This window comes from Candidatus Methanomassiliicoccus intestinalis Issoire-Mx1 (assembly GCF_000404225.1).
Classification (GTDB): domain Archaea; phylum Thermoplasmatota; class Thermoplasmata; order Methanomassiliicoccales; family Methanomassiliicoccaceae; genus Methanomassiliicoccus_A; species Methanomassiliicoccus_A intestinalis.
In genome coordinates this window covers 1476515-1499184 of the sequence record NC_021353.1, presented here as the reverse complement: position 1 = coordinate 1499184, position 22670 = coordinate 1476515, and the positions used below count along the sequence as shown (strand labels likewise).

Here is a 22670-nt window from a genome sequence, read left to right as displayed (position 1 = left end):
TTTAATCCCTCAAATGACCTTTGTGATTTTAGCCAGTCTCTCCGCAGCTTCGTACGTGAGACCTTGATGACCGAGTATCGTAAATCTATCGCGAATTTTATGAGCCATAGTCAGAGCTTCAAGAAGCTCTTCCTTTGTTATTCCCAGCTCTCTTGCTGTTGTGGGCGCCCCTAGTTTGATCAGAGCATCTCTTATTGCCATCCAGTTCCCCCCGTGCAGGTACATCATCATAATACAGCCTACTCCGCATTGTTCACCGTGGAGGGCTCTGCCGGGAGCGATCATATCTAATGCATGAGAAAACATATGCTCAGATCCGCTGGTTGGTCTGGATGAGCCAGCAACAGCCATTGAAACTCCCGATACGATGATTGGCTTCAGAGAGATCCAGACGCTCTCTTCAACACCGGGTTTTATTAAATCTGCGGATTCAATGATCGCTTCTGAAGTGTAAAGTGCCATAGCGCATGCAGATCTTGAGAATTCTTCGCCAAGGAGTCTTTCAGCATATTCCCAGTCTTTGATTGCGGTTATGTTTGAGATGACATCTGCGCAGCCGGCTACAAGCAGCCTGAACGGTGCTTTAACAATAATGCTCGTATCTGCGACTACTCCCAGAGGAGTCTTTGCTTCCATGGATATTGGCCCGTCAGGACCCTTAATGGAAGCTCTGCCGGATGCTATACCGTCATGAGATGCAGAGGTGGGTACGGAGATAAACTCAATACCTAACTCCTTAGCAGCCATTTTCGCGAGGTCTATCTTAGAACCGCCGCCAACACCTATTAAAAAATTCGCATGGCTGTCTTTTGCCAGATCCACCGTTTTGTGTAGATTCTCTCTGGTTGCAGCCCCTATGCTTATTGTAGTTACATTATAATTGCTTGATTTGAGAAGTGAGGATATCGAGTCTGCTGCAACGTCTTTTGTTTTATCACCTGTAATTATTGTTGCGGTTCCAGACAGATCGAAGTTTTTACACATTTCTGGAATGTCCTTTATTACACCATGTCCCATCAGTACATTCCTGGGAAAAAGAATCGAACGAACTTTACAAAAATTACCTTCATCCATTTAATCCACCCTAACTATAGACGTCTATTTGTATCTTCTCGGTGAAGTTTAACAACCATACATTAAACGATATGCCTGTCGGAAAGTAGTAAATCATCATAAGATATACTTCACCGCGATGCTTGTAATCGGGATATCTGGAAGTCCACGGGTTAATGGAAACACAAATTTGCTGCTGGATGCAGTATTGGAAGGTTCCAGATCTGAAAATGCTGAAGTTAAAAAATTCTATTTGGCAAACTCTGTACATTCGGGATGTCTTGGATGCGGCAGATGCGACACCGCCGGTTCATGTCACATCAAAGATGATATCTCAGAAATTTATGACTGCATAAAAGAAGCTGATGCGCTGGTCTTAGCTTCTCCAATCTATTTTGAAAATATCTCATCTTGGATGAAGACCTTTGTAGACCGAGGTCAGTTTTTATGGTCCAAGAATCTAGATGTGGATACTTCGAAGGCTGGTTTGTTCATTTCAGTCGCTGCCAGATTGAGCACGGATTTTGCCTGTGCTGAAAAGACCATTCGTATATTCTTTAAGACATTAGGGTTTCAGCAGAGTAAATCCCTGCTGTTTCCTGGATTTGAAGAGCCAGGTTCTATTTTGGATGCACCCTTCGCATTGGACGAATCAAGAGCGGCAGGCCGCAAACTTGTTGTAGAACGATTGCATTAATCTATCAGGTATAGTGGGAACAATGGTGGTAATCAGTGTATCTATCCCGGAAGAGGAGCTGCAGGAATTTGACAGCGCATCCAAAGATGCTGGTTTCTCGTCAAGATCTGATGCAATACGTGATGCTATCAGGGGTTTTATTTCCACTAAAAAATGCATTCCAGATTCTGGTGAAAATATAAGTTGCATCGTAACAATCATCTATTCTGACAAAAAGAAGCACCATGTTCATGACATAATCCATAACTACTCAGATGTTGTGCATTCTTCAATGCACACTCATGTCAATGGGCAGTGTGTGGAACAGATCGTGCTGGATGGTTCTTCTTCAGAGATAAAAGAACTCTTTTATCATTTATCCGCACAGAAAGATGTCAGGATCAATCTAAGTATACTTTAATTAAACTCTGGATCAAGTATTACTCCCCTGAGTTTCAGGTTTTTCAGATCTGTAACATCTTCTTCGCGTACTCCACCGCCGAAGATTATGCCGGAAAATGTTTCCGAGATCCTGGATGCATATGATTTGTCAGGGCCTTTATTTTTGCCAAGGCAATCTAAATCAATGATGATTATCTCCTCATATCCTATTCTTTTGAGACTTTCAATTACTCTGAACAAATCAGTTTCATTAGCGGATGATTTCCATTGAACTTTATCCCCGCATGTACAGATACAAGGCAGAATATGATCCGATAAGTCGAATGCTTCTTCATAGACTTGTACTGATGAAACGCAGATGCTGCTGCAGATCACTCTGCCTGCATCTAATGTAAATGCATCAAATATGTCCTCATCATTATGTATTCCGATATCCAGCCAGATGTTGTATTTGGGCTTTACAATATTTTTCAGTATCTTATAATTGGGATGTCTGGTTTTAATTCCTATCAAGTCTAGAATAATTGTGTTTGAGCATCTGTTATTCCGTATGGTACTCTTGTATTCTTCGAATATTGTTTGGTTATCAGTGGTGACATATTCATTGCCATCCCACTGTATTTCTGATACAATATTCTCCAGTTTAGTATTTGCAGTATCTACCGGAACCATAGCCACTTTGTAGAATCCGTCTTTATTTTCATTCTCAACCTTCGACTCATCTATAAGAAGCGGAACGGATTCCTGTCCACACGATCTGCAGAAGTATCGTTCGTTACCGGTAAGGCCTGGAACATACCCTACATTTCTGGACGGCTCAATGTCTCTGCTCCCGCAGTTGGAACACACTTTTACATACTCAACCATTGGCTTCTTTTCAGCTAACTCTTGGTTACTATTTTAATCAACCGTACTCTCAGCTGTACCTTTTGTGGAATCTTAGGAATTCTTTCCAGAACACCGGACTCAATATGACGAATACAGAGATAAACTCAAGACGACCGGCCCACATTGCAAACATCAGCACCAGCTTAGCAAGATCCGGAAGTCCTCCGTATGATGAGGCCACATCTCCCATGCCCAATCCTGCATTTGAAAGCGAAGCTATCGTAGAACACACAGAACCCATGGTGTCTACTCCCAGCATCATAAGTATGAATATGCACACTACTGCCGTACCAAAATAGCACACCAACAGCGCCATAAGGGAAGATACCGTTTTTTCTTCTACTGTTTTTTCATTGATTTTTATGGGGACTACTGCCTTGGGGTGAATCGTTCTATATAATGTGGCAGACAGGAATTTACGCAGTATAACAAACCTGACTATCTTTATACCACCTGCAGTAGAACCGGAAGACCCTCCAATTATCATTGCAATAATTAAAATCAAGCTGGCTATGTTTACAAGTCCACCGAGACTGATTGTGGTATATCCTGTGCTGGTCATGGCAGATATTATCTGAAACGTGGATGCGGTAAATCTGTCAAACGTGCTCATTCCAGCAACTTCTGGACCTAAAAATGCGAATAAAATCAAGCTTGCAATTATGACGATAAGTACATATGCTCTAAATTCGGAGTTTTTGATGAGTTCCTTATACCCGCCTCTGCTCATGGCGCGGAACTGCAGGAAAAAGTTCGTACCACCCAGGAACATGAATATAATCACAATCCACTCTACTATCCGGCTGTTGAAATGAGATATGCTGTCTGAATACGGTGAAAGCCCTCCTGTTGATATGGATGAGAGCGCAATAGTTGCAGAGTCATAGACGCCCAATCCTGTCAATAAGAGCATCACAATCATCAACAGCGTAAGGCTGAGATAGATGTAATGGAATTTTCTTGATTCTTCCTGCATCCTTTGTGTAATATTCTGAGTGTCTGTTCCTGCCAATTCTAACGTCACAAGGCTGCGGCCAGTGGCCCCCATCATTGGTAGGATCGTCACGAATATCATAATTATACCCGCGCCTCCCAGCCACTGCATCATGCTTCTCCACAACAGTATGCTTTTAGACCATTCTTCAATAGGAGCTACGCCGCCTCCACCCATAATTGTAGATCCAGTCGTTGTGAATCCGCTCATTGATTCAAAAAGTGCATCGATTACATCCATTCCAGACAGGATGAACGGAAGTGAACCGAATATTGTAACGAGAATCCATGATGTGGTGATTACAAACAGAGTTTCAGTAGAACGTGTATGCTCTGCTGATTTGAATCTCATAAGAAGTGGAATAGAGAAAAGGAAACAGATCAGCATGGTAATGATCCATGGATCATATGGATCATTGAAGATGTATGAGCAGATCAAAGGAACGATCAATGCCAAGCCCACATAGAATACCAGCGTCCCAAATAGGTACAGCACGGTATTCTCTCTTCTTGAGACTTTTTTTGTTATAGTATATTTGTCAACACCATGTCGTTTGAAAAATGATTTTTTCTTAACTGGTGCTATTTGACTATTTTGGGATGGTTTGGTCAGTTCCATGCAGTGCCTCTTAAGGTGTTATAGGTATAGTCGTTCCAAACAGTTTTTCCAACGCATGAATATCCATCTTATCAGCGTAAACCAGAAGAGTATCTCCTTCTTTGATTACAGCCTCTGGTCCTGGTATTATGATATCGGTTCCAGTTATAATCAGAGCGATGTTGGTCCTATCTGGCAGATTGGCTTCGATAAGCATTTTGTCTTTTATGCGGCAGCGTGGCCCTACAGTGAGTCCAATAAACTCTTCCGTTGTACTCTCCATGGTCATTAAGACTTCATATTCCGGAACTGTCTGGCGAATGGCTTCGTTCGCAACCACGCCATAATATCCGATTGCCGCATCGATACCTGCCATTCTAAAAATATCTCTGTAATCTCCCTTAGTGTATACTGTAACAGTCTTGCTGACTCCTAGATGCTTTCCTACAAGGCAGGACAGCAGGTTACCGTCTTCATTATTGGTGGTGCATACTAAAACATCTGTATTCTTGGCGTCTTGGCTACGCAGAACTAGTGGATCTGTACCGTTGTCATTGATGATTATTGCATCATCGAACATCTTAGACAGCTCTTGACAGCGATTCTCGTCTTTTTCAATGAGTCTGACACTGACCTTTTCTTCGGACAGCATTTCTAGCAGGTATTCTGCCAATATGCTGCCTCCAATCATTAGAATATCGCGATGTTTTTTATGGGGGCTGAGGAACTTATCAAACTCACGAAGCGATTCCCGGTCTCCAATGACAACTGCTTCATCGCCAACAATAAAATAATCATCATCTGTGGGCACTATGCTTTCCATTCCTTTCTGGCTCATCCGATGGATCATGATGATCTTACATTTTTTAGGCAGTGGAAGGTGCTTCAAAGCTATTCCCTGAATACCGTGACGGTTATCCGGTCCAATACGGAACTTTGCAAGGCTTAATCCAACAGCTTCAATATCTTCAAAATCAATCGCATTATCCATCATTGCGATTTCTTTCATTTTGGATGCTACAATATACTCTGGAGAAATTATGCAGTCCACACTAAGATAGTTTTCCAGCTGGTCCCCAAATGTATACTCTCTGTCTCTCATTCTAGCAAGCGTTGTTACATTGGGGTTTAGACGTTTGGCAGTCATACAGGCGAATATATTGGCCTCGTCACTTTCTGTAACTGCCATAAGCAAGTCTGTTTTTTCATTTAGGAGTTGATTAAGAATTCTTGGGCTGGCACCATTGGCATTGATTCCGCCGACGTTCAACGAATTGATAACGTAATCGAATCGCTTTTTGTCTCTTTCAACTACTGTCACTGAATGTTGTTTTGAAAGTATTTGTGCCAATAGGTATCCAACATTACCAGCTCCTATGATGACGATATTCATGATCGTTCCTGCCTACTTTCAGCTGAGGAGTATGCATGGAACAATAAAAGGATATCCCTCTCTTGAGAGATATCTACTTATTTATTGGTAATTAGTTTTTATCATCTGTTTTTTTCCGGATCTCCTCTTTCATTTCTCCCATTTTTGGCGACTCAGACGACATATTTTTCTGATCCATGCTGCCACGGACATTGTCTTTCGTATCAGAAGCTGATGATTTTTCATCTCCCATGCTCTCGTGAACCTTATCTTTCATGTTATCCATCTTTGAAGATGTTGCCGAAGATGTATTGCTTACTGCGTTCTGCATTTTATCTTTCATATCGTTCATCTTGGAGGATCCAGCAGACATTGTTTTATCTCCCATGTCCTTCATTTTATCCTTCATGCCCTGCATTTTCTGAGAGCTGGTAGACATGGCTTTATCCATCATTCCTCCTTTTGGAACCATCTTCACATCTCCGCCCTGTGGAACATCCGTATCTATCAAATCTCCTTTGACATCCTTTGGCATCAGCACAGCATCTATCACATGTACGAGCCCATTGCGGCATTCAATGTCTGCTTCAGTAACTGAAGCGTTTCCTACTTTGAATCCATTGCATGTTTCTAAGTCAAGAACTTCCCCATCAAGAGCCATCGCATTTTTGGCAGATATTGCATCCGAGGAAGATATCTGATCTGCAATGACATGATGTTTTATCACTTCGGCCATCCTGGCCTTGTCCATCATCAGAGTATCCATCAATCCCGCTGGCAGATTTGCGAATGCTTCATCTGTCGGAGCAAATAACGTAAATGGTCCGCTGCCATTGAGCTCTTCTTCCAGTCCACTTAAATCTACAGCATCGGCGAGACTCTGAAATCCTCCCTTGTTTTCAAGTGTTTTCAAAATCTTTCTTTCCATGCTCAATAAGTGATGTTTGCGCTCCATAAAATTGAGGCATATTGCATTTTATATGCAATCTCTCCAAGCATAATGCGGTTTATCACTGCTAGTCCGCATTTTTTGAAAAGTAGAAACTGTAATAACATCAACATGCTTTGTGGTAGTGGAGACACACAATGTCCAATGGGGATTTAAAAAAAGCTATTGTCGATGCAGCATTGGAGTTATTTGCCGAGAGGGGCTTATCAAATGTTGACATGAATGATATATCCAAACGTTCTGGAGTTTCGATTGATAATATCTTGCAATATTATGAGATTCCTGGTGACATTTTGCATGAATCATTTAAGAAAGGCCAGAGAAAAATGGAAGAGATCTTTAGAGATCCAGTTATGGGAAACATGGATAATTATCTAGAAGTAATGTTTGACGGTCTCGAAGCTGCCATAAGTCCATGGGGTCCAGAACTTTATTTCAATACTCTTTATCTATCCACTAAAGACAAAGTTTTAAAAGATGCTTTTCTAAGATCATCGAGAAGTATGGGATTTGCTGTAAAATCATTCTTGGCTCAGATGGTTGCCATGTCAATCGTTGACGAGATTGAAAATGTGGAAATAGTCAACAGCAATCTGGTAAGTTCATTTATTGAAAATCTTGCAAAGTCTTTAGAAGGTGTGAGCATGAATGATATAAAATCTAATTGGGTGAAGAATGCTTCCAAGATGCTCGTCCAATCATCATCCACTCATGTTGAATGAATAGGCAAACATTCTATATCTGAACCACCCAAAACTATCTTGGGTGAATTATGAACAACGAAAATCAAAAATGTTGTAAACCTCAGAATAATGCTATCGAAGATATTGGAAAAGCAATGGATAGCATTAAACTCACGGTAGGCGGGATGGTTCAGTCAGCGGGCAATATGATAGCTCCTCACTTTCCAGCTGTGGATATCATAGATAATTTTGACGGGTACATTATAAATATAGATTTACCTGGAATATCTAAAGAAAACGTATCTCTGGAATGTTCAGATCATGCACTTGTAATCAAAGCAACCAGAATCGATGAGGAAGAGACTAAAAGTGCTGGTTACATAAAAAGGGAACGTGGTGTTTCAACAGCATATCGGAGAATAGAACTGCCAGAAGATGCAGATCGAGACAACCTTGAGGCTGAATTGGTAAATGGAGTTCTGCGCATTGATATACCTAAAAAGGAAATGAGTGTCAGAAAAATTGATTTAAAATAAATAAGCCGCTAGTGCGGCTGTTAATTTCATGCGATTTTGTTTCCAGCATTCGGACTGGCACCCTGGTCGAATACTTCGGCAGGCTCTACAATCCAGACGCCTGCTGCACGAAGGTGTATTGCAGCAAGGTGCTCATTCATTCCATCTACAACAGGACCTGATGTCTGATAATCCTTGATGGAGGCGCTGATGGAATATGATTCTTTTCCGCCTGATACGAGAATGGACATTTTCTTGCCGTTTGCTTTCATGTTCTCTAAGTTCTTTCCAGTGGTTTTCATCAGGACTGCTCCGAATACGATTGTATTTGCATCTGGAGCTGAAAGACTTCCAACCTGAATTGCATGCGCATTTCCCTGAGCGTCAGCAGTAGCTAAAATCTTGACTGCAGACGGATCATTTACGAGTTTCATAACATTTTCCGGTAATGATACCATATTAACACCTACGTTCTAAATTGAAGAAGTAATACATAAATATTTAGAATGTATACAATTTTATACCTATGACCGATGAGATACTCAATGAGATCCGGGAACTGCGGGATGAAATGACTGCTCTCAGCGATAAATTAGCGAGTCTTCGTTATTCCGATTTTAAAAATCTATGTACCGAATACATGAGGCCAGTTATTGCAGACGAAGGAAGGAGAGTTTTCGAAAACGATCGCAGGGATGCTGAAAGCTCTTCCGTATGTGAACTGCGCAGTAGTTGTACAACTACTCTGAAAACTATAGTTGACCGCTCTGCAAAGGAATTTGAAAATGGTAATTTCGAAGAAGCTTCACGCATTCTTTCTGATGCAAAGGATCTCGTCTGCTGCAATTCAGAGTCATGTCAAGACAAAGAATGTTCTCGCAAAACTGTTGAAATGCTGCATAAAATCGACTCTGTTCAGAATACTTATTTTCGAATAATGAATATGATGGGTACAAGCGCCGGTCTGCCGGTTCAAACAGCAATATTTACAGAAGAAGAAGTTGAAACTTATCTGGCCCCTTTATCCAATGCCAAACGAATCGGGATTATGAGAAGTCTTACAGGCGGTCCCAAAAATCTATCCGGACTCTGCAGAGAATTCGATATGCCAACAGGCCACATAACGTTCCATCTCAATGCCCTCAGAGATTCTGGATACGTTATTAAAGACACAAAAACAAAATTATACTCATTAACTACAAAAGGATCAGTGGCCTTGAATGAACTAAACTTCCTGGTTCAGAAATTGAAGGGTGTTATAGGTTAAGTATTTATAGAAGAACTGACCTATATCATCTATACAACTGTAAGTTAACTACTCTAAGATGTAAGTATAAGGGGGCACTATATGAAAAATGATGATAAAGTGTTGAAGGTGGCTGAAGCACGCTCCAAGGATGCCGGCCGCGGAATAGCACGTATTGACTCTGCAGTAATGGATATTTTAGGTATAACCGCAGGAGACGTAATTCAAATCGAGGGAAAGAAAAGAACTGCAGCTATAGCTTGGCCAGGACTACCCGAAGATACTAACAAAGGAATCGTAAGGATCGATGGAACATTAAGGAGAAATGCCGACACTGGTATTGACGATCGCATTTCCATTCGCAAAATCTCAGCCAAAGAAGCTACAAAAATTACTGTAGCGCCTACCAAAGCTCTAAGAATCGTAGGCGGAGAAGAATACCTCCGTCAGATACTGAACGGGAGAGTAATCGTCAAAGGGGATATTGTTGAAGTCAACACTCTAGAAGGACGCATTGATCTGGTCGTGACCAACTGCAGCCCGGTAGCAGATGCCTTAATTGTCAAATCCTCCACCGAATTTACGATAAGTGAAAAGCCAGCGAGCGAGACACCGTCAGTCCCAAGGATTTCCTACGAAGATATTGGAGGTTTAGGCGACGAAGTCAAAAAAGTAAGGGAAATGATCGAACTGCCGCTTAGGCATCCAGAGTTATTTGAAAGGCTTGGAATTGAAGCTCCTAAAGGAGTCCTTCTGCATGGTCCTCCTGGAACAGGCAAAACGCTGCTGGCTAAAGCAGTAGCATCAGAGACCAATGCCAATTTCATGACAATCGGCGGACCTGAGATCATGTCAAAATATCATGGGGAAAGCGAAGAGCATCTTCGTGAAATTTTCAAGCAGGCTCAGGAAAATGCGCCGACCATTATATTCATAGATGAAATTGATTCCATAGCGCCAAAGCGTGAAGAAGTTACAGGGGAAACAGAAAGAAGGGTAGTAGCCCAGATGCTGTCTTTGATGGATGGTCTGGAATCCCGCGGTAAGGTGGTAGTCATCGGAGCTACCAACAGACCAAACGCACTCGATCCCGCTCTTAGGCGTCCAGGCAGATTTGACCGTGAGATCGAAATCGGAGTTCCAGATAAAGCAGGCCGCCTAGAGATTCTGCAGATTCATACGAGAGGTATGCCTTTAGAAGATGGAATCGATCTTGATAAGTTTGCAAATCTTACTCATGGATACGTGGGAGCTGATCTCTCTGCATTGTGTAAAGAGGCAGCAATGAGATCTCTTCGCAGAATCCTTCCAGAGCTTAATCTCGAAGACGATATCATTCCGATTGAGATCCTAAATAAAATCACAGTCTCTGAAGATGACTTCATGGGCGCGCTTATGGAAATGCAGCCATCTTCCATGAGGGAAGTGCTCGTTGAGCGTCCGAATGTCCACTGGGTAGATATCGGCGGGTTAGAGGATGCTAAACGCCAGTTGAGAGAAGCTGTGGAATGGCCACTTAAGTATGGAAAAGTCTTCAGAAAAATGAATGCAGCCCCACCTAAAGGGATCTTGATGTACGGCCCTCCAGGTACAGGTAAGACCATGCTTGCAAAAGCAGTTGCTACAGAGTCTGAAGCAAACTTCATCTCCATAAAAGGTCCGGAGTTTCTTAGCAAGTGGGTGGGTGAATCCGAAAAGGCCGTGAGAGAAACTTTCCGTAAAGCCAGGCAGGCGTCTCCATGTGTAATATTCATGGATGAAATCGACTCCATCGCTACATCTCGTGGGAGCGGTGACGATTCACACGTTACTGAACGTGTGATCTCACAGCTGCTCACAGAGCTGGATGGTCTTGAAGGACTTCAGGATGTCGTAGTAATTGCCGCAACCAACCGTCCAGACATGATCGATCCAGCTTTACTGCGTCCAGGCAGATTTGACCGCATGGTGGAAATAGGCCTACCTGATTTAGAGAGCCGTAAGAGCATCTTAGCCATACAGACCGCAAATACACCATTGGCAGATGATGTCGACCTCACAGCAGTTGCGGATAAAACAGAGGGATACACAGGAGCCGATTTGTCTGCTGTTGTTAATGAGGCGATTATGGATGCCGTAAGAGAGCTTGTCAAGAGTGATGACATATCAGATGAGCGCCTGAACGAGGCTAAAGTTTCAATGTCTTCATTCCTCTCTGCTATAGAAAAATTAAACCCTGCAAACAGAAAAGCTGAAAACTATCTGTGAAGGCAAAACGCTAATATCCCTACTCAATTAGGGGCAGCATATGGGAAACAGAATATCTTTCCTGATCGGCAACATTGAGTTTGAGGCTGAGCTCAACGATTCAGACACTGCTAATGCAGTATGGCTTGCTGCTCCTTTCACCTCATACACTAACATATGGGGTGGAGAGATATATTTTGAGATACCAGTTAAGACTCGGCTTGAAAACGGCAGGAGGATTATGACCCCTGGTGAGATTGCTTATTGGCCCGAGGGACAGGCATTATGCATATTTTTTGGTCCAACTCCTGTGGGAAAGGGAGATAAGCCAGTTGCAATTTCAGATGTAACTCCGATCGGGAAAGTAGACGGCCCTATAGAAATTCTTGAGAGTGTTGGTGATCGTACTAAAGTTACGGTGAGGATTGCTTAATATGGCCTCAAAGAAGTATCTACTCAATAAGGGAGATTATTACATTTACTCTGCTACCGGAAAACTCGGAGACAAAGATGTAAAAGGTGTTCTGGCAGTAAAGGTAATATCTGCCACTGATAAAGGATTCAAAGTAGCCGTTTTGCCAAAAGATATCCCATTTATGAATCCTGCAAAACTGGACTTTCCATGGTCTAATAATGATCTATCAAACTTAGGTGGAATTGTAGCTGGATGGTCTGTAGTATTTGATGGTATAAGAATTGGAAAGGAAACAGTTCCCACGCCGTTTGGGGATAAGGAACTGGAAAAATACATGAGAATTGAAGAAAAAGAAAACGGCACCTTAAAGGTAGAACAATTTGTGGATCCAGCCAATAACTTCCCGTATGGTGCACTGCTTTCTGGAAAAAGCGGAGAGGTTTTATTTGGGATAATTAAGACAAACATCCCTTGGATTTTGTCTTAAGCTATCTTCACATCATCGAGTTCTTTCTTTGCATGTGTAAGTACTTCACATCCATTTTTTGTTACCAGTATATCATCTTCAATTCGAACCCCGCCCCATCCGGGTATGTATATTCCTGGTTCTACCGTCATCACCATGTTTTCTTCAAGTATAATCTGCGATTTTGGAGAGAATGAGCCCCCATCATGAACGTCAAGGCCTAGTCCATGTCCTAACGAGTGTATCATTTTTCCTTTGAATTCTGAGATCGAATCAATGTGATCTCTTGCTACTTTATCGACATCCGCAGAACAAATTCCTGGCTGTATCTTTTCGATAGCTAGATATTGAGCTTTAAGTACAGTTTCGTATACTTTTTTGAAAAGGTCTGAACATTCAACTGGTGCAAATGTCCTCGTGATGTCCGAACAGTATCTAGATACTCTGCATCCGAAATCAAACAGTCCCATGTCTTCCTTCTGCAGCTTGTATTTCCCTGGACTATGGTGAGGTTCAGCAGCACTTTTTCCAAATGCAGCTATTGTATCGAATGAAGTAGAAGATGCTCCTATCTTCTGCATTCTATATCCGATCTCTGCAGCCAGTTCATACTCTGTTTTACCGCATGATAAGACTTCTGGAATACTGTCAGCTACAGATGATGCTATTTTGCATGCGGAACGTATCTTTTCAATTTCATCCGAATCTTTAATCATCCTGGCTTTTAATAATGCATTTCCAGCATTGATAAATTCAATATTGTCTATTATTTTCCTCAGATACTGCGTAGAAGAATAGGTGATTCCGCGGTTGTTTATACCTATCTTATTTGATTTTTTAAGTACATTCTTAATAGCATCGTCTCTTTCTTTTTGAGTGGAATATGTGATTATCTCTGCAGATGAATTCTTAGCTGCACTCTCTTCAAGCTGGGATGTTACTAATGTAGATCGGCCATCCGGCTGCAGTATGGCAACACATTCTTCAAAGAGGCCAGAGTCTATTCCGCAGGCATAGTAAAATGAAGCATCGAGCATTGGTTCTTGGCCATTCATTAGAACAATGGCATCGCATTCTTCCTCCATTTTGGAGAATATCTTATTCACCCTTTCTTTCATAACTCGATCTATAATTAATAACCGCTATTTCGTGTTTGTTATTTTGCTTAATGATTTGTTTAAAAACTGATATTTAATATATCTGAATTACTTTAGAGGGATTAAAAATGGTGAACGAAATGGTTACACTAGGCACAGCTTTTGGAGACATTGAAGACGAGCTTGAGAGTATGTTGGACATAGTTTCAGAAGCTCTGGATCTTATGGACGACAATAAGGATGATGAAGCAGCAAAATTGTTGCTGGATCTAGAAAATAAATTGCTTGATTTCTTAGATTATGAAGAAGTAGACGAATCCTCGGAGGATATAGTCTTAGCCGAGACCATTCAGGCAAAGGCCCCTTCAAAGCAGCAGTCCAATAAGCCTAAAAGTTCATCAAAACCAAAATCTAATCCAAAACCAAAAGCTGCTGCAAAGGCCCCTTCGAAACAACAATCAAAGCAGTCCAATAAATCAAAAGGTTCTTCAAAACCAAAGTCAAAAAGATGATACTGAAACTTGAGATTGATGAGTAGATGGGTGATAAACACCCTCCTCATCAAAATTATATTCCTATCCAGACATTTCCTAGTATTCTTTTGATTGAAGAAGCTGCCGAAAGCGCAGCCAGATAGCTAGTGGCTGGATTCATAGGTGATGGTACATTATTCACTTCGCACCTCATTTCTCCAAAATCACCTTTAGCAATTACTACATGGGAATTTTTATTGGTGTTAGGATCACAGATAATTGTGACTCTTGTTTTGTCAAATCCTATGCCGAGGAGGGATAAAGTAGCAGCTACGTTTATGTTTTTAGGAAATTTATCGACTGCATCTTTAGCCGTACCATCAAACACAATAGTTGAGTCAGTCAAAGAATCAAGATCAATTCCCGATTCGATTATTCCAGGTGCTCCTTTCAGACTTTTGGGGTTCTTAGTTGTTATCAAGCGGACTTCATCAAATGTACCTGATGCCGCTGCGTGAATTCCATCAGTTCCGCACACTGCACCAGACGGAACATATATCCTGGCATGATTATTTTTTGCTAATTCAAAGCATTCATCTTTGAATTTTTCATCTGAAAATGCGCCAACACTCATCATCATCACATCAGTTCCCTTTCTTAGAACCTGTGGTATGTATGTTTTAGCAGCAGTCTGGCTTGCGGCTTCTACTACAAGATCTACTTCAGTCATTATGCTATCGATCTCTACTAAACTAACAAAGCTTGTTTTATTCAACCGCTCAATAAGGTGAATTGAAAGATCCTTCTTTTGGTCTGTGATGTAAATACGGTCCACTTCTGGAATCTCATGAACCGTTTCAGCGAGTATTGATCCTATCGAACCGCAGCCGATGATTAGTATGCGCATGACTCTGTATCCTTTGACTTACATATAATCCTTAGGAAACATTTTCATATGTTCAGTGCATGTGCAATCCGTATGAGGTACGAACGGCTTGAACACACAGCTGACGTTTTGATAAAAGCCTTCGGTAACTCGATCGAAGAATGTTTTGGAAATGCAGCATATGCTATGCTGGATACTGTTCTAGATATATCTACGGTCGAATCTCTAGAAACGGTATGCTTTTCAGTGGATGGAGACAATCTCTATGATAAACTTTATAACTTTTTATCAGAACTCTTGTATCTTTTTGATGCTGAACATTTTGTTCCAGCAGAATTCAATATTTCACTCAGCCAGAGCACTCTTCGATGCGAATCAAGGGGAGAACGGTACAATCCATTGAAGCATGATCCGAAAACAGAAATAAAAGCGGTTACATACCATAAAATGAATATTGATTTAGACGAGCCGTCAATTACTGTTTTATTCGATGTGTAGTTCAAAATCCGGATTTTAAATGATAATTATATATTCTCTTTCATAGTGGGGATAGATATGGATTTGCTCGGTGTCGGCTCAGTGTATTATGAAATCATGTATGATCTTCCTAAAAATTCAAACATATCTTTAGAAGAAATTCGCATGGATTCCTCGAAGCCAGATCAACTCCTAGAAAAACTTCAAAATGCTTGTCCGCCGCTGTATCACGGAATTGGTGGTAGCAGTGCGAACACAATATACGCGCTATCGCGTTTGGGGTACCGTGTGGGATATTTGGGAGTTGTGGGCAACGACAAATATTCAAAAGAGACCTTATCCTTTTTTAAAGACGTTGATTCTAGATTAGTCCGACGGTATGGAGAATCTGGAATTTCTATTCGCGTCTTTGATGAAAAAGAAACTCTCCATCTGAAATTTCCAAATTCAAACAATTATCTCTCATTTATTGAAGACGACCTGTCAATCATAAATTCATCGAATTACATATATCTTGGTCCAATCGAGGCTGGAAATCCAGTCAACTCCTACAAGCAGCTTTTAAATTTCATAGATGATTCAATCTATATATTTTATGCACCTGGAATTGAATGCGCATCTCTTGGACTTCAGAAGCTCGGAGACCTCATATCTAAAGCTCGTATTGTTTTTGTCACAAAAACTGAACTTGAACTCTTAACTTCATCAGATCTGAGTGATGGCTGTAAAGCTATGATTGATGAAGGTGCAAGGGTTGTAGTATGCATTAATGATAGCGATGCCACTATTGTTTCTAAGCATTCCAATTACACATTGCCTTTCAAAAAGACAGTCTTAAAAGATAATACAGATTTCCTGGATGCATACATAGCAGGATTTTTATCGGCGTATGTTGAGGGATCTGACCTTAATATATGTGGTAATGCAGGCGCAACCGTTGCTGCATTAACCAGTACTTCGTATGGCAGGAAGTCATACCCTGATTCGAAGTTTCTAAAAAATATTTTACCATGATTATTTGGAGAGGTCTTTATGGATTTTGAACCAATGGATAATGCATCATATGATGGCTGGAAATTTTTCATAGTATGTGGAGAAGGCACGATATTTCCAAAAAATGTAACCAGAGAGTTATGCTTGAATAAAATTCCCAATGGCTCTAAATTGTATGATGTCTTGTACAGCTATGCATCATTTTCATTAATTTCAATGGAACGACCCGCATATCGCAAAGAAGACACTCTTAGGCTAATTCTGCCATTCTTAAGATCATATGGGCTATCCAACACATCTCTAAAACAGTACTTTAAAACAAATCTTAACTTAACACCAGGATCTCGTCGTACGATGCGATTTGCACAGGAGATCACTCTTCCATTCCTGATATCTTCTTTATATGAACATTACGTTTGCGAAGCATGTGAAGTAGTAGACATTCCAGTCGAAAATACTTACTCAATGAGCCTAGATTTGGATTATTGGGACATATCGAAAGATGAAGAATCAACTGTCAAAAAACTTGGAGATGAAATTGCATCAATGCCGATCATAAACAGGCCATCCGATGAAAGCACAATGGATGACATTTCTGAAACAGATAAAAACACTCTGTCAAGGCTTGATGAAATTTTTGAGGATGAATTGATCGGGCTTCAGTCATTCAGGCTGCTTTCGTCTTCATCTCCGCTGGGTGGGGAAGAAAAAGCCTCTTCATTTTTAGACATTCGGAGGAAGACCGCGCTAAATGCTGATGATGTCATGCTGGTATGCTCATCCGATTCCGACTCTCTGCTTGCTCACATGATTAGAGAAGCTGGAGGTCTTGTAGTAGCGTTTAATGCTACACCATTAACACTTATAAGTTCGGACATCGCCGTAGTTTCTGAAGACACTACAATTCTTTCATTCCTTGCAGATGTATTCCAAAGCTCTGGTAAAGGACACGTGGAAGAATTAGTGGAAAACTGGTCTACAGAGGCTATTCGTGAGTCTCCAGCAAATAAATATCTAATAAATGATCTTTTGAAGTCCAGTGCGCTTAGTGCTCCACTGGTAACCAATGTAAATCATAAAACACCTATGCTGGATTTAAATGAGAGGTTTCTCCAATAACCTCTCATCTGCAACAAGCAGTCTTTAACATGGGCTCATTTGGTCTGGACATTAAGTGCACAATTGTGCGATAGTATGTGTAAAATAGTGCTCTTGTCGGGATTTGAACCCGAGTCGAAGCCTCGAGAGGGCTTCATGATTGGCCGCTACACTACAAGAGCGTGATAGGGTGCAAAATAGCGTAGGATATATTAATCTTTCCATCATCCTACATTCACTTTCTTGCACCTGCAATCATCAATCATATTTTTAATATGTTTGTATTTAATATCATTTTATGACTATAATCACTCTCTCCAATCGCATCCAATTGTTCTGATTCCAAGTTTTGGAATCAAAGGTGTCTTTCTTTTATGGGTTGAAGATTTGTACCTATCCCATATTGAATCGATTACATCCATATCGATACCTGTATCGTCATGAATCTCATCTGCACTTTTCATTTGTTCAAAGCCATATAGAATTTCATCTAGGTCGCAATAACGAACCCCTAGATCCTCTTCATCCGTCTGTCCTAACCTAAGCCCAGCACTTGGTGATTTTGATATTATATGTTCTGGAATATGGATCAATTTTGCAAGTTCTCTAACCTCTGTTTTGTATAAATCTCCAATAGGTGATATGTCCACTCCGCCGTCTCCATATTTAGTGAAATATCCAGTTAAAAGTTCACTTTTATTGCCAGTTCCAATTACCAGTCCATTCATAGAGTGAGCATAGTTGTATAGAATAATCATTCGGCTGCGTGCCATTATGTTTCCTTTTAATATTGGATTTTCGGCATTTAGAACTTGGGTAAATGCATTTGTAATTGTATCTAGATGTATCATTGTATAACTCATACCAAACTTATTGCACAAGTCCTGCGCATCATTGATATCCTCTGCTGAAGAAACACCAGATGGCATAATAACATTGAATACTCTTTCAGGTCCCAATGCATCGCAGCATAATTTGGATACAACGGCAGAATCAATCCCACCACTTAAGCCAATGACTGCGTAATCTTTCTGTTCAGTCTGGCATTTTATAAATTCGATTATGGATTGATATGCATATTCCTTAAGATGGGGTTTCATCAGTCAGAGATATTCATGTTAAATATCAATTCTTTGGATGATTGAAAAATAAAGCGCGAAGGGAGGGATTTGAACCCCCGAGTCCTTGCGGACATTGGATTAGCAATCCAACGCCTTGCCGGGCTGGGCCACCTCCGCTTAGCTCCTCACAATACAATGCGGGATTTAAAGCTTTTGTGAATGTGGTCGATATTATAGACAATTCGCGAAATACATTCTGCCCGCATCGTTTTTAATATTGTCCGGTGCTATTGACCCAACAAAACATGAGAAATCTGCTTAAAACCTTGTCTAATATATCATATTTTTCTCTTTGTGGAGAAAACATCTCAAAATGTACGAAGGTTTTAAATACAACTTGTGTTTTAGACGGAAATACTGAGGCATGTGGGAACATATGTGTACACTCCCTCAGAGAACGCAAAAATTGAGGCTTCGGGACTTGTTTCGAAACCTTTATATACCTCTCCTGCTTTGGAGGGAAAGCTGCGTTCAACAGCAACCAACGCTGCGAAACGGAACAGAGCCAAGATCGGAAGATCAGCTGTGAAGTATTCGTATCCAAAGCGATTGGACAAAACATGGAGGACTAAGATCTCCGCAATCATGCGTGCACTCTTGGTTCTGACGTTCGATGCAAAATGTAACCCAAATCAAAGTTATAACGTGAGTACAAGAATATCAGCGTGGTTACGCTGGTGAAACTTGGTATCCTGCCAATCTTAAATTAAGTGTGTCCTGCAACGACTCTTTGTTGTTTGTGGAATAATGGATTCCGGTTGATCCTGCCGGCGGCCACCGCTATTGGAATGCGATTAAGACATGCGAGTCGAGAGACATTTGGTCTCGGCGGACCGCTCAGTAACACGTGGACAACATGCCCTAAGGTGGGGGATAATCTCGGGAAACTGAGGATAATACCCCATAGGTCTAATCTGCTGGAATGCTTTTAGGCCGAAAACTCCGGTGCCTTAGGATTGGTCTGCGGTCTATCAGGTTGTAGTGGGTGTAATGGACCCACTAGCCCGTGACGGATATGGGCCTTGAGAGAGGGAGCCCAGAGATGGACTCTGAGACATGAGTCCAGGCCCTACGGGGCGCAGCAGTCGCGAAAACTTCGCAATGGGGGAAACCCCGACGAGGGAATTCCAAGTGCCAGCATTTAATGTTGGCTGTTCTTTTGTCTAAAAAACATGAGAAGTAAGGGGCGGGTAAGACGGGTGCCAGCCGCCGCGGTAATACCCGCGCCCCAAGTGGTGGTCGATATTATTGAGCCTAAAACGTCCGTAGCCGGTTTTCTAAATCCTTGGGTAAATCGGGCAGCTTAACTGTCCGAATTCCGGGGAGACTGGGAGACTTGGGACCGGGAGAGGTCAGAGGTACTTCTGGGGTAGGGGTAAAATCCTGTAATCCTGGAAGGACCACCGGTGGCGAAGGCGTCTGACTAGAACGGATCCGACGGTGAGGGACGAAGCCCTGGGGCGCAAACGGGATTAGATACCCCGGTAGTCCAGGGTGTAAACGCTGCGGGCTTGGTGTTGGGGGTCCTTAGTGGGCGCCCAGTGCCGGAGAGAAGTTGTTAAGCCTGCTGCTTGGGGAGTATGTCCGCAAGGATGAAACTTAAAGGAATTGGCGGGGGAGCACCGCAACGGGAGGAGCGTGCGGTTCAATTGGATTCAACGCCGAAAAACTCACCAGGAGCGACGGATATATGAAGGTCAAGCCGATGACTTTACCTGATTTTCCGAGAGGTGGTGCATGGCCGTCGTCAGTTCGTACCGTAAGGCGTTCTCTTAAGTGAGATAACGAACGAGACCCTCACCATTAATTGCTAATCCTTTCTCCGGAGGGGATGCACATTAATGGGACCGCTGGCGCTAAGTCAGAGGAAGGAGAGGTCAACGGTAGGTCCGTATGCCCCGAATCTCCTGGGCAACACGCGCGCTACAAAGGACGGGACAATGGGCTTCAACACCGAAAGGTGAAGACAATCCTGAAACCCGTCCATAGTTCGGATTGGGGGCTGTAACTCGCCCCCATGAAGCTGGATTCCGTAGTAATCGCTTGTCAACATCAAGCGGTGAATATGCCCCTGCTCCTTGCACACACCGCCCGTCAAACCACCCGAGTTGGGTTTCAGTGAGGATGTTTCTAATTGGGGCTTTCGAACTGAGATTCAGCAAGGAGGGTTAAGTCGTAACAAGGTATCTGTAGGGGAACCTGCAGATGGATCACCTCCTACGTAACAAATTAAGCAAGGAGAGGCCCCGTGCCTTTCTCTGCCCAATTCCAAGTGGGATTCCAAGCACCAAAAATTTGCATCGAACGTCAATGTTTGTTTTTTTATTGTTTTTAATATCTCTATTCTAAGCTAACTTTAAATATCATGTTATCTTCATCTCAAAATCCCATGCAGATGATGAAATATATATTCGTCACTGGTGGAGTTATTTCTGGTTTAGGAAAAGGCATAACGGCTTCATCAATGGGACGTCTTTTAAAATCACGTGGATTAAAAGTTACTGCTATTAAGATCGATCCATACTTGAATATCGATGCTGGAACCATGAACCCATTCGAACATGGTGAAGTCTATGTACTCGATGATGGCGGAGAAGTAGATCTTGATCTTGGCAACTATGAACGATTTCTTGATATTAGCCTAAGCAGTGATCACAACATCACAACCGGAAAAGTTTACAAGACCGTGATCGAAAAAGAGCGGGCTGGTGATTTTCTTGGCAAAACTGTACAGATCATTCCACATATTACTAATGAAATCAAGCGGAGAATCAAGTCAGTAGCTGAATGCACTGGTGCTGACGTATGCATTGTGGAACTCGGTGGAACCGTTGGTGATATCGAGTCTATGCCTTTTTTGGAGGCAGCTAGGCAGATGGGAAGTGAATTGGGAAAAGGAACTAACTGTATTTTCGTTCATACCACGCTTGTTCCAGTTATGGGATCTGTCGGAGAGCAGAAAACAAAACCAACTCAGCATTCTGTCAAAGAATTACGCTCTATCGGCATACAGCCCGATATTATCGTTGCGAGAGCCAAAGAACCTCTTGATTACTCAATCCGAAAAAAGATTTCTTTATTTTGTGATGTTCCAATCGAAGCAGTTGTTTCAGCGGCCGATGCCGCTTCAATCTATGAAATTCCGATTGTGCTTGAAGAACAGGGAATCACAGACTACCTTCTGAAAAAAATGGGTATCGAAGCTACAACTAAAGATCTCACTTCCTGGAGAGAATACTTAGACCGCATTCATTATCCAACGAATACTGTAAAAATCGCGTTAGTTGGAAAATACACGAACTTGGCGGATAGTTATCTATCTCATCTGGAAGCATTCCACCATGCATCTGCAGAATTTGGCACTCAGGTAGAGTGTGTATTCTTCGACTCAGAAAAAATTGAGCAAACGGGAATACCGAAAGATCTGGCAAGTGTCGATGGAATTCTCATTCCAGGCGGTTTCGGAAATAGGGGAGTAAATGGAAAGATTCTAACTGCTAAATTTGCAAGAGAGAATTACATTCCATTTTTAGGAGTTTGTCTTGGATTTCAGGTTGCAACCATGGAAATTGCTAGGAATCTTGCAAACCTTGATGGTGCTAACAGCACAGAATTTGATCCAGATACAAAATACCCAGTAGTGGATTTGTTGCCCGATCAGGTAAACATTACAGATATGGGAGCAACAATGCGTCTGGGCGCTCAAAAAGTAATCATTTCTGAAGGATCAAACGCGCATGAATTGTACGGAGCTCTGGAGATAAGCGAGCGTCACCGCCATAGATATGAAGTTAATCCAGAGTTTATTGATAAATTAGAATCAGTGGGATGGAAATTTACTGGGAAATCTGAAGACGGGATCAAAATGGAAATTGCAGAACTGGAAGATCACCCATATTTTATGGCATCTCAATTCCACCCCGAGTTCAAATCTCGTCCTGGAAAACCATCCCCGCTGCATTTAGGACTTGTGAAGGCAGCAGTTGCCCGCAGGCAGCGGCTTGTGGATAGAAATCTCCATCTTCCATCAGACTGATATAAAC

The 22670-nt window shown here is 41.9% G+C and carries 23 protein-coding genes, 2 tRNA genes and 1 rRNA gene; 14 read left to right on the top strand and 12 right to left on the bottom strand.

From position 1 onward, the window contains the following. Positions 1–9: 9 nt before the first annotated feature. A complete protein-coding gene (locus tag H729_RS07190) occupies positions 10–1074 on the bottom strand; it encodes an NAD(P)-dependent glycerol-1-phosphate dehydrogenase (protein ID WP_020449345.1) in 1065 nt (354 codons plus the stop codon). Positions 1075–1192: 118 nt separating this feature from the next. Between H729_RS07190 and H729_RS07185 the strand changes: the two genes are divergently transcribed. Together H729_RS07185 and H729_RS07180 are read left to right on the top strand one after the other, a co-directional pair. Next, positions 1193–1750, top strand: coding sequence for a flavodoxin family protein (locus H729_RS07185; RefSeq protein WP_020449344.1), 558 nt, complete (start codon positions 1193–1195; stop codon positions 1748–1750). Positions 1751–1772: 22 nt separating this feature from the next. Further along, positions 1773–2150 carry a CopG family ribbon-helix-helix protein gene (locus H729_RS07180; RefSeq protein ID WP_020449343.1) on the top strand — a complete coding sequence of 126 codons (378 nt, stop codon included), beginning with the start codon at positions 1773–1775 and terminating at the stop codon, positions 2148–2150. Here H729_RS07180 and H729_RS07175 read toward each other — a convergent pair. From H729_RS07175 to H729_RS09540, 4 genes are all read right to left on the bottom strand, one after another. After that, positions 2147–2998 (bottom strand): HisA/HisF-related TIM barrel protein, encoded by an 852-nt coding sequence (locus tag H729_RS07175; RefSeq protein ID WP_020449342.1) that lies wholly within the window; start codon positions 2996–2998, stop codon positions 2147–2149. The genes H729_RS07180 and H729_RS07175 overlap by 4 nt on opposite strands. A gap of 49 nt (positions 2999–3047) precedes the next feature. Next, positions 3048–4631, bottom strand: a complete 1584-nt coding sequence (locus H729_RS07170; RefSeq protein WP_020449341.1) for a TrkH family potassium uptake protein — start codon at positions 4629–4631, stop codon at positions 3048–3050. A 10-nt stretch (positions 4632–4641) separates the two neighbouring features. Then, complete coding sequence (gene trkA, locus H729_RS07165) at positions 4642–6003, bottom strand: Trk system potassium transporter TrkA (protein WP_020449340.1); 1362 nt, start codon at positions 6001–6003, stop codon at positions 4642–4644. Between the two features lie 91 nt (positions 6004–6094). After that, on the bottom strand, positions 6095–6910 hold the full coding sequence (locus H729_RS09540) for a fasciclin domain-containing protein (protein WP_020449339.1): 816 nt from the start codon (positions 6908–6910) through the stop codon (positions 6095–6097). A gap of 158 nt (positions 6911–7068) precedes the next feature. Between H729_RS09540 and H729_RS07155 the strand changes: the two genes are divergently transcribed. Together H729_RS07155 and H729_RS07150 are read left to right on the top strand one after the other, a co-directional pair. Continuing rightward, a complete protein-coding gene (locus tag H729_RS07155) occupies positions 7069–7653 on the top strand; it encodes a TetR/AcrR family transcriptional regulator (RefSeq protein ID WP_020449338.1) in 585 nt (194 codons plus the stop codon). A 50-nt stretch (positions 7654–7703) separates the two neighbouring features. Beyond that, complete coding sequence (locus tag H729_RS07150) at positions 7704–8150, top strand: Hsp20/alpha crystallin family protein (protein WP_020449337.1); 447 nt, start codon at positions 7704–7706, stop codon at positions 8148–8150. Positions 8151–8176: 26 nt separating this feature from the next. On the opposite strand, the gene H729_RS07145 is transcribed toward H729_RS07150, so the two are convergent. Beyond that, positions 8177–8587 carry a hypothetical protein gene (locus tag H729_RS07145; protein ID WP_020449336.1) on the bottom strand — a complete coding sequence of 137 codons (411 nt, stop codon included), beginning with the start codon at positions 8585–8587 and terminating at the stop codon, positions 8177–8179. Between the two features lie 68 nt (positions 8588–8655). On the opposite strand from H729_RS07145, the gene H729_RS07140 reads away from it, so the two are divergent. The 4 genes from H729_RS07140 to H729_RS07125 all read left to right on the top strand — a co-directional run bounded on the left by H729_RS07140 (position 8656) and on the right by H729_RS07125 (position 12503). Further along, a complete protein-coding gene (locus H729_RS07140; RefSeq protein WP_020449335.1) occupies positions 8656–9396 on the top strand; it encodes a winged helix-turn-helix domain-containing protein in 741 nt (246 codons plus the stop codon). 81 nt (positions 9397–9477) lie between these two features. Continuing rightward, positions 9478–11622: a CDC48 family AAA ATPase gene (locus H729_RS07135; protein ID WP_020449334.1), complete on the top strand. Its 2145-nt coding sequence runs from the start codon at positions 9478–9480 to the stop codon at positions 11620–11622. 40 nt (positions 11623–11662) lie between these two features. Beyond that, on the top strand, positions 11663–12034 hold the full coding sequence (locus tag H729_RS07130; RefSeq protein ID WP_020449333.1) for a cyclophilin-like fold protein: 372 nt from the start codon (positions 11663–11665) through the stop codon (positions 12032–12034). Position 12035: 1 nt separating this feature from the next. Then, entirely contained in the window at positions 12036–12503 is a 468-nt protein-coding gene (locus H729_RS07125; RefSeq protein ID WP_020449332.1) for a hypothetical protein, read from the top strand. Here H729_RS07125 and H729_RS07120 read toward each other — a convergent pair. Beyond that, entirely contained in the window at positions 12500–13600 is a 1101-nt protein-coding gene (locus tag H729_RS07120; protein ID WP_048134037.1) for a M24 family metallopeptidase, read from the bottom strand. The genes H729_RS07125 and H729_RS07120 overlap by 4 nt on opposite strands. A 107-nt stretch (positions 13601–13707) precedes the next feature. On the opposite strand from H729_RS07120, the gene H729_RS07115 reads away from it, so the two are divergent. After that, positions 13708–14091 (top strand): hypothetical protein, encoded by a 384-nt coding sequence (locus H729_RS07115; protein WP_147554411.1) that lies wholly within the window; start codon positions 13708–13710, stop codon positions 14089–14091. A 55-nt stretch (positions 14092–14146) separates the two neighbouring features. On the opposite strand, the gene H729_RS07110 is transcribed toward H729_RS07115, so the two are convergent. After that, on the bottom strand, positions 14147–14959 hold the full coding sequence (locus H729_RS07110) for an aspartate dehydrogenase (protein ID WP_020449329.1): 813 nt from the start codon (positions 14957–14959) through the stop codon (positions 14147–14149). A 72-nt stretch (positions 14960–15031) separates the two neighbouring features. Between H729_RS07110 and H729_RS07105 the strand changes: the two genes are divergently transcribed. Genes H729_RS07105 through H729_RS07095 form a run of 3 tightly spaced genes read left to right on the top strand, consistent with a single transcriptional unit; the run spans position 15032 to position 17527 of the window. Beyond that, a complete protein-coding gene (locus H729_RS07105; protein WP_048134552.1) occupies positions 15032–15436 on the top strand; it encodes an archease in 405 nt (134 codons plus the stop codon). A 57-nt stretch (positions 15437–15493) separates the two neighbouring features. Continuing rightward, positions 15494–16429: a carbohydrate kinase family protein gene (locus H729_RS07100; protein WP_020449327.1), complete on the top strand. Its 936-nt coding sequence runs from the start codon at positions 15494–15496 to the stop codon at positions 16427–16429. 18 nt (positions 16430–16447) lie between these two features. Then, positions 16448–17527: a hypothetical protein gene (locus H729_RS07095; protein ID WP_020449326.1), complete on the top strand. Its 1080-nt coding sequence runs from the start codon at positions 16448–16450 to the stop codon at positions 17525–17527. An 88-nt stretch (positions 17528–17615) separates the two neighbouring features. On the opposite strand, the gene H729_RS07090 is transcribed toward H729_RS07095, so the two are convergent. From H729_RS07090 to H729_RS07075, 4 genes are all read right to left on the bottom strand, one after another. Then, positions 17616–17688, bottom strand: a tRNA-Glu gene (locus H729_RS07090). A gap of 126 nt (positions 17689–17814) precedes the next feature. Next, on the bottom strand, positions 17815–18606 hold the full coding sequence (locus H729_RS07085) for an NAD+ synthase (protein WP_020449325.1): 792 nt from the start codon (positions 18604–18606) through the stop codon (positions 17815–17817). Between the two features lie 54 nt (positions 18607–18660). Continuing rightward, a tRNA-Ser gene (locus H729_RS07080) sits at positions 18661–18744 on the bottom strand. A 227-nt stretch (positions 18745–18971) separates the two neighbouring features. Further along, positions 18972–19214 carry a hypothetical protein gene (locus H729_RS07075; protein ID WP_020449324.1) on the bottom strand — a complete coding sequence of 81 codons (243 nt, stop codon included), beginning with the start codon at positions 19212–19214 and terminating at the stop codon, positions 18972–18974. Between the two features lie 164 nt (positions 19215–19378). On the opposite strand from H729_RS07075, the gene H729_RS07070 reads away from it, so the two are divergent. Both H729_RS07070 and pyrG read left to right on the top strand, forming a co-directional pair. Further along, positions 19379–20846, top strand: a 16S ribosomal RNA gene (locus H729_RS07070). Between the two features lie 179 nt (positions 20847–21025). Then, a complete protein-coding gene (pyrG, locus tag H729_RS07065; protein ID WP_020449323.1) occupies positions 21026–22663 on the top strand; it encodes a glutamine hydrolyzing CTP synthase in 1638 nt (545 codons plus the stop codon). The last annotated feature ends 7 nt before the right edge of the window (positions 22664–22670 follow it).